The organism is Tateyamaria omphalii (assembly GCF_001969365.1).
GTDB lineage: Bacteria > Pseudomonadota > Alphaproteobacteria > Rhodobacterales > Rhodobacteraceae > Tateyamaria > Tateyamaria omphalii_A.
This window is the reverse complement of sequence record NZ_CP019312.1, coordinates 3,354,906-3,370,497: the sequence shown is the minus strand read 5'-3', so window position 1 is coordinate 3,370,497 and position 15,592 is coordinate 3,354,906. Positions and strand designations below refer to the sequence as shown.

The following is a 15,592-nucleotide window of genomic DNA, read 5'->3' as shown; positions in this document are numbered from 1 at the left end:
TGCCAGCCGAAGTGTCCGGCCTTTTCCGCGCCTATCAGGTCAACCTTAACACAGTCTTGAAATGCGCGTCCCAACTCGGCAGTTCAAACTGGTGTTTCTGTTGCGTGCGATGCCCGGCCCTGGCCAGTGTGTTGATTGTCTTTATCCACAGATAACGATCTGAAACGCTTGCGTAAATGGGTATGTCACCCAGGAACTCGGCATAGACATCAAGTGTGTTCACAACGACCGGGACACCCTGAGCGGCAGCTTCGACCGCAGGTAGTCCAAATCCCTCTGCATGAGAGGGCAGCAAAGCGCCCGCCGCGCCGCTGATCAATGCAGCCAAAGCGCCGTCGCTCAGGCCAGAGACCTCGCGCACTTTGCCGCCCGAACCCAGCGCATCGAGGCGGGCAAATACGGCATCGTTCTTCCACCCGCGACTTCCTGCAAGGACCAGAACAGGCGCATCCGTCCCCATTTCGTCCCACAGATCCAGAAGAAAGGCGTGATTTTTGCGCGGCTCAATCGTGCCGGGTGTGACAAAGTAAGGGGCACCCGGCGGCAGGCCATCTGGCAGGTCCATAGGCCGTGGCGACACAACGGTTGTTCCAAGATGCGCAACGATGGCCGGGGGCACGCGCCGCGGCATCTGCGCCTCTGCCCGCGCCCTAGTGTCCTTGGAATTGTAGATAACAAGATCAGCGTGCGCCGCCACACGGTCGATCATGGCGCGAAACGGCGCGACGGACCCGTCGCGCTGATACTGTGGGAACTCCAGCGGAATGACATCATGGATGAAGATCGTGATCGGAATGTCAGCGCCCTTCATCGCGCGCAAGACGCGGTCGGTCACGTTCGAATGGCCGGTGTTCAGGTACACCGTTCCAGCAGGCAGATGGCGGCGCAACATGCGCGGCAAGGCAAACGGTACGCTGCGCGAAACTGCGGCACGCCGTACTGTCTGCCAAGCCTTGGCGGTCTTATCCCAGTCTGAATGGGCTGAAAGGATGGGCGCAACTTCCGCGACACCCTTCGGGTCCAGCAAAATGTAACCTAGCTTGGACCGTATCAGCCCAAAGACAGGCTCTGGCGCATCCAGAAGTGCGCGCAGATAGGCAAGTTCGACCCTGTCGACACCTGTCAAAACACGCCCCACGCGGCGCATCAGCCGGGTCAGGTCCAGCAGGCGCGCGGTGGGTTTATGCGTTGTAGTGCCCAGTTTGATGCCATCTCCAGGCGTCTTTGATCATCGTTTCAAGCGTCGACCGCGTGGGCGTCCAGCCCAGTTCGGCCTCGGCCCGGGTCGATCCAGACACCAGCTTGGTGCAATCACCGGGCCGCCGCGCGCCGTCAACATACGGCACGCTCTGATTGGTGACGGCACGGGAATGGTCGATGACCTCGCGCACCGAAAACCCGCTGCCCGTGCCCAGGTTGAACACGCGACTGCCCTTGCCATCCTGCAACCACTTCAGGCCCAAGACATGCGCGTCCACCAGATCGCAAACATGGACATAGTCGCGAATGCAAGTCCCGTCCGGCGTATCATAATCGGTGCCAAAGACTGTCAGCGCGGCGCGCTTGCCAGCGATGGCGTCCAGCATTAGGGGAATCAGGTGCGTCTCGGGCTGGTGGAATTCTCCGACCTCACCATCCGGATCGGCACCGGCCACGTTGAAATAGCGGAAAATCACGTGGCGCAGACCACAGGCGGCCTCGAAATCCCGCAGGATGTCTTCGATGGCGCGCTTGGACGCGCCATAGGCGTTTATGGGATGCTGGGCGCTGTTTTCATCCAACACGACATTGTCCTGATCTCCATAGGTGGCACAGGTGGACGAAAAAACGAAATCCAGGCAACCGGCAGCGACCGCCGCTTCGATCAGGGTCAGCGACCCAACGACATTGTTGCGCCAGTAGCGGCCCGGGTCCTGCATGCTTTCGCCCACTTGGCTGAGGGCGGCAAAGTGCATCACGGCGACCGGTTCAAATTCGGCAAACGCCGCGTCCAAAGCCGCCCGATCCGTCAGATCACCCCGCACAAACGGCCCGAACTTGACAGCATCGCTCCAACCGGTTTCCAGATTATCGAACGTCACCGGTACAAGGCCCGCATCCCGCAAAGCCTTGCAGGCATGGGAACCGATGTATCCGGCTCCGCCCGTAACAAGCACATTGACCACGTTCCGCGTCCGTCCTATTCGGCTGCCTTGTCCATCTGGACCACGTCCCGGATGTATCCCAGCAGATCGTCACGCAACTCATCGCGCGCAAGACCAAAGGCGACAGTGGCTTGCAGGAAGCCAGACTTCGATCCGCAATCGAACCGCTGCCCCCGGAAACGATATCCGTACACGCCGTCTTCGCCGCCGATCTCGTTCGCGATTGCATCTGTCAGCTGGATCTCTCCCCCGGCGCCCGATTTCATCTGGTTGAGCGAGCGCAGGACCTTTGTGGTCAGGATGTACCGACCGATCACAGCCAGGTTCGAGGGCGCCTCACCGGGAGCCGGCTTTTCGACCATGCCTTTGGCTTCGACCAGCTGGCCCCTGTCTTCTTTGATGTCGAGCACACCGTAGGACGAGGCCCGCTCGGGCGGCACTTCCATGGCTGCGACCACGTTGCCGCCGGTCTCACTATATGCTTCGACCATCTGCTGAAGGCAGGGCGTATCGGCCGCGATCACATCGTCCGGCAGGATGACGGCAAATGGTTCATTGCCGATCAGACGGCGGGCGCACCACACCGCGTGGCCCAGGCCCAGCGCCTTGTGCTGGCGAATATAGGCGATGGCACCGCTGTCCATGTTGGTGTCTTTCAACACCTCAAGCAGATCATCCTTACCCTTCTTGCGCAGCTCTTGCTCAAGCGTCGGCGCGTGGTCGAAGTAGTCTTCGAGGGCGCCTTTGCCGCGAGACGTGACAAAGATGAATTCCTTGATGCCAGCAGCACGGGCTTCGTCGATCGCATATTGGATCAACGGACGATCAACGAGCGTCATGATCTCCTTGGGCACCGACTTGGTCGCGGGCAAAAACCGCGTACCCAAACCCGCAACCGGAAAGATCGCCTTGGTCACCTTTTTTCGCATAATCATCCTCTGAACAAAAAGTACTACCTATCTGGTCGTGTCTTACTACTAAATCACGTTAGAAAAATGTCCAAATCTTGAACTCGTGCGGAGATAGGACAGGTTTTGCCTGCGGACGCCAAAAGCATCAATGTATCAGCCTTTGTTTGCCGATCCGGCGCGTTTCCGCCGCAACCCGCTCGGAAAATGTGAACATTCTAAACAAGGATGCTTCTCGCACAGAGCGGCCAAACAAACCACCCCGTTGTTCCCAGTACCCGGCAGGGTCAAACCGGACGTAATGGTAGCGCGCAGTCGGCGAAAACAGGAAAAGCGTAACAATGTCACCTGACTGCGCGCGCTCAGCCGCCTCGGCTCTGAGTCGTGTGCGCTGCCAGATGCGGCCAGCCAATACGGTGGATGTACGCTTTCTGCTTGGAAACGGCTTGAACGCCGAAATCGGGCTATTCAAGACCTGAGCGCCACCACGCTGGCGCATCAAGCCCTGAATATACCCTTGATCCAACCGCGCCATGAGATGCCGGACATCGCGGGGCAAGAGTCGACCCGCGACCATATGCTCCAAGACGCGTTTGCGCTCATGCTCACGTAAGTGCCGCCAGTGATCCCGGCGCTGCGCCTCCTCGAGGTATTTCCGCTGCAAGACGGCCCAGCTGGATCCGATATCGAACAAGTCTCGTGGCACGCGATCACGACGGCGACGCGGACTTGCGGCAAAACCGTGATGCACCTCGGCCAAGGGACTCAAGGCGGTTGCATGGCCCGCGCGTTTCAGGCGCAGGTTGAGGTCGGTTTCATCCAGATAGAACGCAAAGCCGGGGTCAAACCCTTCCAGCGCGACCAGAACGTCGCGCCGTACCGCCATATTCGTGCCCTCGGTCTTGATCGCGCGGCGACCCTTTGGTGTCAGGACCGTGGCGCGATAGGGGCTAACCTCTAGGTCTTCGGTCGAACCGGCCTCATCCACAGTTCGGGCCTGCCACTGCCAGGATATCCCGTTGCGCCCACGGACAAAGCCGCCCATGGCCGCCACGTCCGGTCTGGATGCTGGGGCAACCAGATTGTGCAGCCAACTGGGTTCCGGCACTGCATCATCGTCGATAAAGGCAACGATATCACCAGCTGCGTGGCTGATCCCAAGGTTGCGCGCCTCGGATATGTTGGCACGGTCGAATTCCACCAGCTTGACCTGATCTGCAAACGGACTGTCTAGAATCGCGGCGTGACCCGGCGGATCCGCTACGACGACAATCTCGAAACTGGAGTACTGGAGCTGTGACAGACCTGTCAGACACCATGTCAATGCATCGGGCCGGTCGCGGCTCACAACCACAACACTGACCTTCGGCCGGGTCATGCCACACCCATCTCCGCCATCATCGCTTCGATCTTGGGAACGTCAGCTGGGTTGTTGAGCTCCCAGAACTGGCGGCCCCGCGCCTCGACTTCGACACACAGAACCTGACGGCCGTTTTCAAGGAATCGAAGCTGCTCTAGCCCCTCCAGAGTCTCAAGCGGGCCGACGGCCCAACCAGGGTAGGCCGCCAACGCATCGGGGCGATAGGCATACACACCGACATGGTGGAACACGGGCGTGTCCGCGTCGTCAGCATAAGTCTCGTTCGTGAACGGAATCACTTCCTTCGAGAAATAGAGCGCATGACCCGACGCAGCGAACACGGCAGTCGTGCCCCCGACGCGTCCTGCCTTACGGTCCTCCAGAAACCCACTCAGCGTGGCGCCATCACAGCGCAGGACCGGCGTTGCGATCTCGGCATCTGGTGCGGCGTTCAAACCGGCGACCAGACCTTCGATGAACCATGAAGGCGTCAAGGGCGCGTCGCCCTGTAAATTGACAACCACATCATAGCCGCCGCCCAGCGCGGCATGCGCTTCGGCGCAGCGCTCGGTTCCGTTCTGGCAGGCTTCGGACGTCATCACGACATCGGCCCCGAACGCCTCGGCTACCGTACGGATCCGATCGTCATCCGTCGCTACAACGACCCGGTCTACGCCGCTCACGTCCATGGCTGCACGCCAACTGCGTTCAATCAGGGTCTGTACCTCGCCGGTCGCCCCGGTCAACGACACCAGCGGCTTGCCCGGATAGCGGGACGACGCGTAGCGGGCCGGAATGACGATCAGGACCGGCATCAGGCGGGTTTCAGATCCACCGCTGGCGCATAGGCGATGAAGAACGGGTTCGCATACCCGTCCTTTCCATAGAAAAGCGGTGCGTGATCGTCGAAGCGGACAACCTTGCCGCCGGCACCGGTCAGCACGGCATGACCGGCCGCAGTGTCCCACTCCATGGTGCGACCCACGCGGGGATAGATGTCAGCCTCCCCCGTCGCCACCAGACAGAACTTCAGTGACGATCCCGCACTTTTCATATCCTTAACGGCATATTTGTTGATGTAATCATCGGTCGCCTGATCGCGGTGCGATTTCGAGGCGACAACCATCAACGCACTGTTGTCACTGTCAGCAACAGAAAGCAACGTCACGTCACCTACATTATCCTTGTCCAGCGCGCCGGTTTCCTCAACCGTTTGGCCATCTGCCTGGGTATAAAACATGCGGCCCTTGGCCGGGGCATAGACAACACCGCGGGTCGGCACGCCATCTTCGACAAGCGCGATGTTGACCGTGAAATCACCGCGACGGTGCACGAACTCTTTGGTCCCATCGAGCGGGTCAACGATAAGAAACGTGGTTCCCGAGGTATCGTGTGTGGCCGACTGCTCTTCGGTTACCAGCATCACATCTGGAAAGGCGGCGCGCAGGCCTGCTGAAATCAGCGCATCCGCAGCCTCGTCCGCCTCGGTCACGGGGCTGTCATCGGATTTGACTTTCACATCTAAATCATCGGCGTCATAGATTTCCATGATCTTATCGCCAGCCTCCAGCGCCAGCTTCCGAATCACCGGGATCAAATCGTCATAGGTCATCAAAAAGTCTCCCTTGTCGGGCATTTGTTGAAAACAACCCGCGTGCTCCTTATGATGTCGCGGTAACGGAACGGCAAGATTTCCCTGCGACTTTCGCACCGCACGAGGCAACACCGCACATGTTTCAATCAACGCGCAAACCACAGACAGGCTTGGGCAGCGCCGTGGCAATGTTCGAGGTGATCTATCACTCGATCGTGCGTAGCGTGCGGAAAAGCCACAACAATGCGTTCATGGCCATCCTGATGAACATGCTGCAGGCAGCGATCTTCGTGATGGCATTCTATGTGATGTTCTCGATACTAGGCCTGCGCGGCGCGGCGATCCGTGGCGATTTCTTGCTGTATATCATGACAGGCATCTTCTTATACATGACGCACACCAAGTCATTGGGGGCCGTCGTCGGGGCCGAAGGACCGGCAAGCCCGATGATGCAGCACGCGCCGATGAACACGATCGTTTCCATCTGCTCAGCTGCGCTCGGCGCGCTTTACGTGCAGGTGCTATCACTTGTCGTGATCCTGTTCATTTATCATGTCGCCTTTACGCCTATTCACATCGAACAGCCCTTCCCGGCCTTCGGCATGCTGCTGATCGCATGGTTCACCGGCTGCGCCTTGGGCGTTGTGCTGCTGGCGATCAAGCCATGGTTTCCGACCTTCGTGTCGATCTTCACCCAGATTTATCAGCGCGCCAACATGATCGCGTCGGGCAAGATGTTCGTAGCAAACACGCTGCCCAGTTTCATGTTGGCCATGTTCGACTGGAATCCGCTGTTTCACGCCATCGACCAGTCGCGGGGCTACACATTCATAAACTACAACCCGCGCTATTCCAGCTGGGAATACGCGTGGTGGGTCGGCGTTATCCTGTTGATGATCGGGCTCATGGGTGAGTTTTACACCCGGCGCCACGCCTCGATCAGTTGGAACGCGCGGCGCTAGGGCCGCACGTTCCTGCTCGGTTCAGGTCAGAAGCTCCACCGGGCGCCGATGATGTAGGACGACGCATCCTGATACTGCGCGCCGGTGGTGTCAGAGTAGGAATAGTCGCGGTACCCGAAATACGCTTCGATGTTCTGGCGGTCAAAGTCCTGCACGACGGCAATGCCGAACGAATCCGCGTCGTCACCGTCTGATACGGCATCGGACCCGGCGAAGTAATCCAGCGACAGGGCGGTCGATCCAACGTCAAGCCAGTCCGTCTCGTACCCGACCTTGGCGTAGACGTAGTCGCCAGCCGTGTTCCGATCACCGGCGGAAAAAGAAAAGTTGAACCCGCTCGGCAGCTTGACCGCGACCGACGCGAACGTGTCTTCTCGATCTTCGCTGCCAGGTCGCTCGCGCACCGAATAGCCAACACCAGCCGAAACCTCGGTCGCGCCGATATCGCCCTCATAACTGAATGCGATGTCATAGAATTCGTCGTCGTTGTCGTCGCTCAGGATGTTCTCGCCCGCCGCAAGGGACAGCGTGAAACCGTTGAATTCGGGCGTGTCATAGCGGATCCGCCCGGCGCGCGTGCCGTCGAAGGTGGCGAAAGCATCACCGATTTCGATCCCTGTCAGTGCACCTGTCGTATCGCGCAACTCGAAACCGCCAGCGATGTCCCCGATGGCAACCGACGCTGCCAGTCCTGTGCCAGAGGCATCAAACTGACCGATACCGTCAGACGCCATGCTACCCTGACCCACATAGAACGTCCCGAATTGGGCTGTTCGGTAGATCAGATCGACATGCCGCAGGTTGGTCTGGTCCCAGTCAAAGTCGTCCGGGTCAGATGTCTGGCTGAAATCATCGCTTGAGGCAAAGCCGATAGATGTCTCGAACCGGAACGTCAGTTCATTTTCACCGAACGGGCGGCTCAGGCGAAAGCCCAGGCGCGATGTCGATGACGCGTTGTCTGTAAATTGGCTGTTTTCATCCTGCCCATCGTCGAACGATGTGATGCCAAAGTTCAGGTGGCCATAAGGAGTGAATGTTGCACCACCGGGAGATTCGTAAACGGTATCTGCGGCAACGGGCACCGCAACCAAGCCGGTCAGACCAGCGAAGACGGGGATAAGTCTGCGAGGATATGTCACGATATGTATCCAGTCATATAGTGGCGCCACAGGCGAACGTATCTGTTCACGCAAAGCCGGTGCCGCGTGGTTGGGAACGTCATGTCGTCAATGCGCGCGAGCGTGAGGAGTGAGGCGCACTACATCCCACGTATGAACTGAACCGGGCGGTTCAATAACGTGTAATCAAACTTTTACAAATCTTCGTGCACCACCCGACAAGTCAGGTTGATGCGCCCACCCTTCGGCAGCAGCGAAGATGAACCAAAGCGGATCCGATCCACGCCGTGATAAGTCAGACGCGCGTCCCCGCCCATAACCACCACATCCCCGCTTTCCAGCCACAGCGATTCAGTTTTGCCGCCCCGAGTTGTGTTCCCAATTCGAAACAGGCCGGCGTCGCCCAATGACACCGACAAGACAGGCCATTTGAAATTCGCCTCATCCTTGTCCTGGTGCATCCCCATGCGTGCATCTTCGCCATAATAATTGATCAGACAGCAATCCGGCATCCGTTCCAGCCCCGTCAAATCCCGCCACATCTTTAGGACCGACTCCGGGATCGGGGGCCACTTTGCACCGCTTGGATGTGTTGGCGCATATCGGTAGCCGGACCGATCAGCATACCAACCGACATCCCCGGCGGACGTCATCCGTATCGACATCCGCTTGCCATAGGGCATCTCGGGCGAGAACAGTGGCGCTGCCTCCGCCACATGGCGCACATCTTCAACAAGCGCGGCCTGCACCTCCGGGTCCAGATACCCTTTGTAAATCTCGAATCCCCGCACTGTGGCACGCATCCCGGTTTTCCCCTCTCAATATGTGAAAATTTTGCGGTTTTGCGGCTCGTCAGAATGGTTGCAGCGTCTAAGTACCCTCCTTATATACGCCGCAGCGCGCACGGAAGCGTGCGCAATTCAATGCGTGGCGTCGATGCCGAAACGGGTCGCCGCCTCGTGTCATCGCCTTGAACTGATATGAGGGATCGAAAAACATGGCTAAAGTCATCGGTATTGACCTTGGAACGACCAACAGCTGCATCGCCATCATGGATGGCAGCCAGCCCCGCGTGATCGAAAACGCGGAAGGCGCGCGGACAACCCCGTCCATCGTGGCCTTTACAGAAAACGAGCGTCTCGTCGGCCAGCCTGCCAAACGGCAAGCAGTCACGAACCCCGACAACACCATCTTTGGCGTCAAGCGCCTGATCGGCCGCCGCAACGACGACGCGGATCTGGCCAAGGACAAGAAAAACCTGCCCTTCAACGTGATTGACGGCGGCAACGGTGACGCATGGGTCGAAGCGCGGGACGAGAAATACTCGCCCAGCCAGATCTCCGCCTTCATCCTGGGTAAGATGAAAGAAACCGCCGAATCGTATCTCGGCGAGGAAGTGACCCAAGCGGTCATCACCGTCCCGGCCTATTTCAACGACGCACAGCGTCAGGCGACCAAAGACGCCGGTAAAATCGCGGGCCTCGAAGTGCTGCGGATCATCAACGAACCGACAGCCGCCGCGCTGGCCTACGGTCTCGACAAGGAAAACAGCCAGACCATCGCGGTCTATGACCTTGGCGGCGGTACATTCGACGTCACCATCCTGGAAATCGACGAAGGGCTGTTCGAAGTGAAGTCCACCAACGGCGACACGTTCCTGGGCGGCGAAGACTTCGACATGCGCATCGTCAATTACCTCGCCGACGAGTTCAAAAAGGAACATTCGGTCGACCTGACTGCGGACAAGATGGCCCTGCAACGCCTGAAGGAAGCGGCGGAAAAGGCCAAGATCGAACTCAGCTCGGCCAACCAGACAGAGATCAACCAACCCTTCATCTCAATGGGCTCGAACGGCCAGCCGCTGCACATGGTCATGAAACTGACCCGCGCCAAACTGGAGCAACTGGTCGGTGACCTGATCAAATCCTCGATGAAACCTTGCGCCGCCGCGCTCAAGGATGCGGGCCTGTCCGCCTCCGACATCGACGAAGTGGTTCTGGTCGGCGGCATGACCCGCATGCCCAAAGTGATCGAAGAGGTGACCAAGTTCTTCGGCAAGGAGCCCCACAAGGGCGTGAACCCCGACGAGGTTGTTGCCATGGGCGCCGCCATCCAGGCCGGTGTTCTGCAAGGGGACGTCAAGGACGTTGTCCTGCTCGACGTGACCCCGCTGTCGTTGGGGATTGAGACACTGGGTGGTGTGTTCACCCGCCTGATCGACCGCAACACCACGATCCCGACCAAGAAATCGCAAATCTTCTCGACCGCCGAGGACAACCAGAACGCAGTCACCATCCGGGTCTTCCAGGGTGAGCGCGAGATGGCGTCTGACAACAAGCTGCTGGGTGCCTTCAACCTTGAAAACATCCCGCCGGCCCCACGCGGCATGCCCCAGATCGAAGTGACCTTCGACATCGACGCCAATGGCATCGTGTCGGTGGGCGCGCTCGACAAGGGCACGATGAAAGAGCAGAAGATCACGATCCAGGCGTCGGGCGGTCTGTCGGACGACGACATCGAACAAATGGTCAAGGACGCCGAGGAAAACGCCGAAGCGGACAAGGCGCGCAAGGAATTGGTCGAAGCGACCAACCAGGCCGAAAGCCTCATCCACTCGACCGAAAAGTCGCTGGAAGAGCATTCGGACAAGGTCGATCCGACCACGGTCGAGGCGATCGAACTGGCCATCGCCGCGCTCAAGGACGAGCTGGAAAGCGAGAACGCCGACAAGATCAAGTCGGGCATTCAGAACGTGACCGAAGCGGCGATGAAACTGGGCGAGGCGATCTACAAGGCCGCACAAGAAGACGGCGAAGACGAACCGCAGGCTGCTGATGAGCCCCGCAACGATGACGACGATATCGTCGACGCCGAATTCGAAGATCTCGACGACGACAAACGCGCCTGATTTTGGGCCTCAGAGGAACCAATCAAGAGGCCGGCCCCATCAGGCCGGCCTCAGACGTTCCAGCAAAGGACATGATCCATGGCAAAACGTGACTATTACGACGTACTTGGCGTCGCAAAGGGCGCAAGTCCGGACGAAATCAAAAAGGGCTATCGCAAAAAGGCCAAGGAGCTGCACCCGGACCGCAATGCGGACAATCCAAACGCCGAGGCGCAGTTCAAGGAAGCCAACGAAGCCTACGAAGTCCTCAAGGACGCCGACAAGAAAGCGGCCTATGACCGTTTTGGCCACGCCGCGTTCGAGGGCGGTATGGGCGGTGGCGGCGCACGACCCGGTGGCGGTTTCGGTGGCGGTCAAGGCGACTTCGGTTCTGCCTTCTCCGATGTGTTTGACGACCTCTTTGGCGACTTCATGGGCGGCCAGCGCGGCGGCGGTGGCGGGCGGCAACGGGCCGCACGCGGCTCCGACCTGCGCTACAACCTGCGCGTCTCGCTCGAAGATGCCTATGCCGGTCTTCAGAAAACCATAAATGTGCCCACATCCGTGCAATGCGACGCTTGCAACGGCACCGGTGCAGAGGACGGATCCGAACCCACCACCTGCCCTACATGTTCCGGCATGGGCAAGGTGCGCGCGCAACAGGGTTTCTTTACCGTCGAACGGACCTGCCCCACATGTGGCGGACTCGGGCAGATCATCAAGGACCCTTGCCGCGCCTGTGGCGGCGCTGGTCGGGTCGAGAAAGACCGTGCATTGTCTGTGAACATCCCCGCAGGCGTGGAAACCGGCACCCGCATCCGCCTTGCGGGCGAAGGCGAGGCTGGAATGCGCGGCGGACCGTCGGGAGATCTTTACATCTTCATCGATGTGGCCGACCACAAGCTGTTCGAACGCGATGGTACCAACCTCTTCTGCCGCGTGCCGGTCAGCATGGGTACGGCAGCCCTTGGCGGCAGCATCGAAGTGCCCACAATCGACGGTGGCCGCGGTCGCGTGCAAATCCCTGCAGGTTCGCAATCGGGTCGCCAGATGCGTCTGCGCAGCAAGGGCATGCCAGCCCTGCGCGGCGGTGCTGCAGGTGACATGTTCATCGAACTGGCTGTAGAAACGCCCGTGAACCTGACGGCGCGCCAAAAGGAGTTGCTGCGTGAATTCGAGGACCTCTCGGAAGAGAACAACCCTGAATCGTCCAGCTTCTTTTCCAGCGTGAAGTCCTTCTGGGACTCAATGAAGGGATAGGCGGATCCTTCCCAAGCTCGGGACATTTTGATGCCGCTCCGACCATCGGGGCGGCCATTTTCATGGTGGATGGCTGTCTCGGAACAAGCCCGCTTATACCTTTGGTTTATTCGATCACACTAAACGCCTTGCCTATGGCGCCCACTCGTAACGACCACACTTCTCGTGCGCGGCTCAATGATGACCGCGCATTCTGAGGAGTTGACATGCCAATTTTTCGAGGAACAGACAACGACGACTTACTGAGCGGCGGACGGTTTGACGATACGCTGCGCGGCTTTGATGGGGATGACACCCTAAATGGGAATGCCGGCAACGACTTGCTTGATGGTGGAGATGACGATGACCTGTTGCGCGGTCAGGGCGGCAACGATCGGCTTGAAGCAGAGGATGGAAACGACACGGTCTTCGGTGGTGCGGGCAATGACCGCATCTTCGGCGAAGACGGAAATGACGACCTGTTTGGAGGCTCGGGAGCTGACACCATCATAGGTGAGGATGGCAATGATGAGATCTTTGGCGCCGCTGGCGCAGATCGCATAAATGGAGGCGAAGGCAACGATGACATTTCTGGCGGTAAGGGTGCTGACCGGATCACAGGCGGTGAGGGCGGAGATGACATCGACGGTGGCCGCGGAAATGATACGCTGTTTGGTGGCGACGGAGCCGACAGCCTGACAGGCGGTGGCGGCCGTGACGAACTGACGGGCGGAGACGGAAACGACACTTTCGTCTTCGTTGGCGGCCGTGACATCATCACTGACTTCGACGAAGACGACGACCGTGTCGATCTGTCCTCTGTCAGTGGTATCAACAACTTCGGTGATGTCCTGGATGCAGCCAGCCAGTCCGGGAACAACCTGTTGCTAACCTTTGATGAAGGCGTCGTCGTTCTGCGCGGCATAGAAGAATCCGACCTTAGTGCGGGCGACTTCATCTTCTGACATAGCGCGCCACATACCTTCGCCCTGCCACGGTTTTTGTAGGGCGGAGGTGCATTGTTAACGCTTCCCTAACCAGTCTCGCGCAGGGTTTCGGCATGTCCCATTTCGCCGAACAACCACTACCTTTCGATCTGGACGAAGCAACACCTGTGTCCATACCGAAGGGACGCACGCCATCTTACATGGCCGATCACCGCAAGCGTCTGCGCACCCGGTTCATGGACGGTGGGGCCGGTGCAATGCCAGATTACGAGCTGCTGGAACTTGTCCTTTTCCGCGCAATACCGCGCCAGGACGTCAAACCGCTTGCGCATGCCCTGATGACCGAATTCGGTGACTTCAACCGCGTGGTGACCGCCCCGGTAGAGCGGCTGCGGACGTTGAAGGGTGTGGGTGACGCCGTGATCTGCGAGCTGAAGATTGTCGAAGCTGCCGCCCACCGTATGGCCCGCGCCAAAGTATTGAATACGCACGTGATTTCAAGCTGGGATGCGCTGCTGGACTACTGCCACACAACCATGGCCCATCGAGAGACTGAACAGTTCAGGGTGCTCTATCTTGACCGCAAGAACGTGCTCATCGCGGATGAAGAACAGGGTAAGGGCACTGTTGATCACGTGCCCGTCTACCCGCGCGAAGTGGCCAAGCGGGCGCTGGAACTGAATGCGTCTGCCCTGATCCTCGTGCACAATCACCCCTCGGGCGACCCGACGCCCAGCCAGTCGGACATCGACATGACCGCCAAGATGGAAATGGCCTGCGGCGCGCTTGGCATCACCGTCCACGACCACCTGATCGTCGGTAAAGATCGGGAACTCAGCTTCAAATCCGCAGGGTATCTTTAGCGGACCCAGACCTCGACCCGCCGGTTGGCCTGACGCCCCCACGCGCTGTCATCACATGCCATCGGCAACGCCTCTCCGAACGCATCAACGTTCATTTGGAAACGCTCGAAATTTGCCGTTTGCGCGGCTGTTTCGACCGCACGGCGCACGGCCTCCGCGCGACGCAGGGCAATGTCGCGATTGGCGGTGGCCGGCCCGTCACCGTCGCTGAACCCCACAAGCAGGATCTGTCGCGCATCGTATTTTCCCTGCTCGAGTGCCCGAGCCAATTGCTGCACGTTTGACCGCGACTGCGCGTCCAACCGCACCGATCCCGCCTCGAACCGAAAAGACGTGGTCAGCCGGGCCATGCCATAAAGTGTGCGGGTCATCCGCTGCAGTTCTTCCAACGACACCTCGGGTCCGGCAGACGTCACTGCATTGGCAAAGCGATAGCCCTGGTCGTTGATCGACACCTCTTCGGGGGCCTGGTCCACAAACCCCGCCCGACGGATCACGACCTGCGCTGACTGGCCGCGAGTAAAGGCCAGAAACTCGCGTCCGATCTTCGGCAACCGACGCGCGGGAAGGTATAGAAACATCGGTGCGGTAAGGGGATAGTCTTCGGTTTTGATCGTGCCGCGCGCCGCCGACAGGGAGAAACCGCAAGACCCGGTCAAGGTCAAAGCCCGCGCATCCCCTGTGTCGGCATAGCTTGCGATTCCGATGGCAAAGGGATCGCGCAAAACCGCATTCACCACCTCCAGACTGCGATCATGCCGCATGATCTCCTCAGCAAATGTGGATCGCGCCGGTCCCATTACATCATCTTCAACAGATTGCCCAAGTCCGGTGCGCGCGCCAGGCAGATGCAGGGCAATAGGAGCATCCGCGCCGCCAAGTGCCGTCCAATTGGTAATGCGGCCGGCAAAGACAGCGGCAAGGTCTTGGGGCGAAATCCTGTCGACCGGGTTAGACGGCGAAACGACTGGCACCATTGCGTCAAGCGCAAGAACGCGACTGCGGTTTGCCTCCGTCATGTCGCCCATGCCAGCGTCGCGCGCGCGCTGGCGTTCGTCCGGCCTGATCTCGCGCAGCGCCATGACGATGTCGGCGTCATTGGCCAACAGGTCTGCGAAGCCCTCATCAGTGGTGGACACGTGAAAGTAAAAGCGGGCGACCGGCTTGTCCGTTTCCGTATCTATCAACGTGTATATGAAGTTCCGCGAATCAACGCCGTCGCGCGCAGCGGTGTAATTGTTTCGCAGCGCGAACCCTTCGATCAATGCGGGCATCAAAACCGCACCCATCGTTGATGATCCGGACACGCTGATCTCGGCCACGAAATCCTGCAAGTTCGGGCAGGCAGGCCCTTCACAAAGCACGCCCGACCCGTCCACCGTCAGTTCACCATAAACGGTTTCAATGCGGTAGAATTCGCCGTCAAAGCCCAAAAGCGTCCCGCTCAACTCCACCTGCCCGTCGGGCGATGTGAGCGTGACGTCCTGCGCAAAGGACGCAATTCCCCAAAAGGAAAGTGCGGCGAAAATCGCCGCACGTATCAAAGCCATATCAAGCCTGTCGTCGCTGC

Annotated in this window: 14 protein-coding genes; 5 read left to right on the top strand and 9 right to left on the bottom strand. The window is 59.3% G+C overall.

Translation table 11 applies throughout. The annotated features are described in order from the left end of the window. Window positions 1–34: 34 nt before the first annotated feature. The 6 genes from BWR18_RS16905 to cysQ form a co-directional block, all read right to left on the bottom strand. Window positions 35–892: a glycosyltransferase family 4 protein gene (locus tag BWR18_RS16905; RefSeq protein WP_254684888.1), complete on the bottom strand. Its 858-nt coding sequence runs from the start codon at window positions 890–892 to the stop codon at window positions 35–37. Between the two features lie 289 nt (window positions 893–1,181). Continuing rightward, on the bottom strand, window positions 1,182–2,165 hold the full coding sequence (galE, locus tag BWR18_RS16900) for a UDP-glucose 4-epimerase GalE (protein WP_076629602.1): 984 nt from the start codon (window positions 2,163–2,165) through the stop codon (window positions 1,182–1,184). A 14-nt stretch (window positions 2,166–2,179) separates the two neighbouring features. After that, window positions 2,180–3,073, bottom strand: a complete 894-nt coding sequence (gene galU / locus BWR18_RS16895) for a UTP--glucose-1-phosphate uridylyltransferase GalU (protein ID WP_076630384.1) — start codon at window positions 3,071–3,073, stop codon at window positions 2,180–2,182. Between the two features lie 127 nt (window positions 3,074–3,200). Continuing rightward, window positions 3,201–4,430 (bottom strand): glycosyltransferase family 2 protein, encoded by a 1,230-nt coding sequence (locus BWR18_RS16890; protein ID WP_076629601.1) that lies wholly within the window; start codon window positions 4,428–4,430, stop codon window positions 3,201–3,203. Next, window positions 4,427–5,227 (bottom strand): 3-deoxy-manno-octulosonate cytidylyltransferase family protein, encoded by an 801-nt coding sequence (locus BWR18_RS16885; protein WP_076629600.1) that lies wholly within the window; start codon window positions 5,225–5,227, stop codon window positions 4,427–4,429. Before BWR18_RS16885 ends, BWR18_RS16890 begins: the two co-directional genes overlap by 4 nt. Next, window positions 5,227–6,024 carry a 3'(2'),5'-bisphosphate nucleotidase CysQ gene (cysQ, locus tag BWR18_RS16880; protein ID WP_076630383.1) on the bottom strand — a complete coding sequence of 266 codons (798 nt, stop codon included), beginning with the start codon at window positions 6,022–6,024 and terminating at the stop codon, window positions 5,227–5,229. The genes BWR18_RS16885 and cysQ overlap by 1 nt, the downstream gene beginning before the upstream one ends. Before the next feature lie 119 nt (window positions 6,025–6,143). On the opposite strand from cysQ, the gene BWR18_RS16875 reads away from it, so the two are divergent. Beyond that, complete coding sequence (locus BWR18_RS16875; RefSeq protein WP_076629599.1) at window positions 6,144–6,968, top strand: ABC transporter permease; 825 nt, start codon at window positions 6,144–6,146, stop codon at window positions 6,966–6,968. Window positions 6,969–6,994: 26 nt separating this feature from the next. On the opposite strand, the gene BWR18_RS16870 is transcribed toward BWR18_RS16875, so the two are convergent. Then, a complete protein-coding gene (locus BWR18_RS16870) occupies window positions 6,995–8,107 on the bottom strand; it encodes a porin (RefSeq protein WP_076630382.1) in 1,113 nt (370 codons plus the stop codon). Window positions 8,108–8,280: 173 nt separating this feature from the next. Beyond that, window positions 8,281–8,889, bottom strand: coding sequence for an alpha-ketoglutarate-dependent dioxygenase AlkB family protein (locus BWR18_RS16865; protein WP_076629598.1), 609 nt, complete (start codon window positions 8,887–8,889; stop codon window positions 8,281–8,283). A gap of 194 nt (window positions 8,890–9,083) precedes the next feature. Here BWR18_RS16865 and dnaK point away from each other — a divergent pair, with 194 nt between their 5' ends. The 4 genes from dnaK (at window position 9,084) to radC (ending at window position 14,022) form a co-directional block, all read left to right on the top strand. After that, window positions 9,084–10,994, top strand: a complete 1,911-nt coding sequence (dnaK, locus tag BWR18_RS16860; RefSeq protein WP_076629597.1) for a molecular chaperone DnaK — start codon at window positions 9,084–9,086, stop codon at window positions 10,992–10,994. A 78-nt stretch (window positions 10,995–11,072) separates the two neighbouring features. Further along, entirely contained in the window at window positions 11,073–12,233 is a 1,161-nt protein-coding gene (gene dnaJ, locus BWR18_RS16855) for a molecular chaperone DnaJ (RefSeq protein WP_076629596.1), read from the top strand. Between the two features lie 206 nt (window positions 12,234–12,439). Beyond that, window positions 12,440–13,177, top strand: coding sequence for a calcium-binding protein (locus BWR18_RS16850; protein ID WP_076629595.1), 738 nt, complete (start codon window positions 12,440–12,442; stop codon window positions 13,175–13,177). Window positions 13,178–13,272: 95 nt separating this feature from the next. Continuing rightward, a complete protein-coding gene (gene radC / locus BWR18_RS16845; protein WP_076629594.1) occupies window positions 13,273–14,022 on the top strand; it encodes a RadC family protein in 750 nt (249 codons plus the stop codon). Here radC and BWR18_RS16840 read toward each other — a convergent pair. After that, a complete protein-coding gene (locus BWR18_RS16840; protein ID WP_076629593.1) occupies window positions 14,019–15,572 on the bottom strand; it encodes a phosphate ABC transporter substrate-binding/OmpA family protein in 1,554 nt (517 codons plus the stop codon). The two genes, radC and BWR18_RS16840, sit on opposite strands and share 4 nt — an antisense overlap. Between the last annotated feature and the right edge of the window lie 20 nt (window positions 15,573–15,592).

What these genes read in the sequence shown, in the direction of transcription:
- BWR18_RS16905 (WP_254684888.1), bottom strand. Translation starts at nt 892, where the DNA reads ATGTTGCGCCGCCATCTGCCTGCTGGAACGGTGTACCTGAACACCGGC.
- galU (WP_076630384.1), bottom strand. Translation starts at nt 3,073, where the DNA reads ATGCGAAAAAAGGTGACCAAGGCGATCTTTCCGGTTGCGGGTTTGGGT.
- BWR18_RS16890 (WP_076629601.1), bottom strand. Translation starts at nt 4,430, where the DNA reads ATGACCCGGCCGAAGGTCAGTGTTGTGGTTGTGAGCCGCGACCGGCCC.
- BWR18_RS16885 (WP_076629600.1), bottom strand. Translation starts at nt 5,227, where the DNA reads ATGCCGGTCCTGATCGTCATTCCGGCCCGCTACGCGTCGTCCCGCTAT.
- cysQ (WP_076630383.1), bottom strand. Translation starts at nt 6,024, where the DNA reads ATGACCTATGACGATTTGATCCCGGTGATTCGGAAGCTGGCGCTGGAG.
- BWR18_RS16875 (WP_076629599.1), top strand. Translation starts at nt 6,144, where the DNA reads ATGTTTCAATCAACGCGCAAACCACAGACAGGCTTGGGCAGCGCCGTG.
- BWR18_RS16865 (WP_076629598.1), bottom strand. Translation starts at nt 8,889, where the DNA reads ATGCGTGCCACAGTGCGGGGATTCGAGATTTACAAAGGGTATCTGGAC.
- dnaK (WP_076629597.1), top strand. Translation starts at nt 9,084, where the DNA reads ATGGCTAAAGTCATCGGTATTGACCTTGGAACGACCAACAGCTGCATC.
- dnaJ (WP_076629596.1), top strand. Translation starts at nt 11,073, where the DNA reads ATGGCAAAACGTGACTATTACGACGTACTTGGCGTCGCAAAGGGCGCA.
- BWR18_RS16850 (WP_076629595.1), top strand. Translation starts at nt 12,440, where the DNA reads ATGCCAATTTTTCGAGGAACAGACAACGACGACTTACTGAGCGGCGGA.
- radC (WP_076629594.1), top strand. Translation starts at nt 13,273, where the DNA reads ATGTCCCATTTCGCCGAACAACCACTACCTTTCGATCTGGACGAAGCA.
- BWR18_RS16840 (WP_076629593.1), bottom strand. Translation starts at nt 15,572, where the DNA reads ATGGCTTTGATACGTGCGGCGATTTTCGCCGCACTTTCCTTTTGGGGA.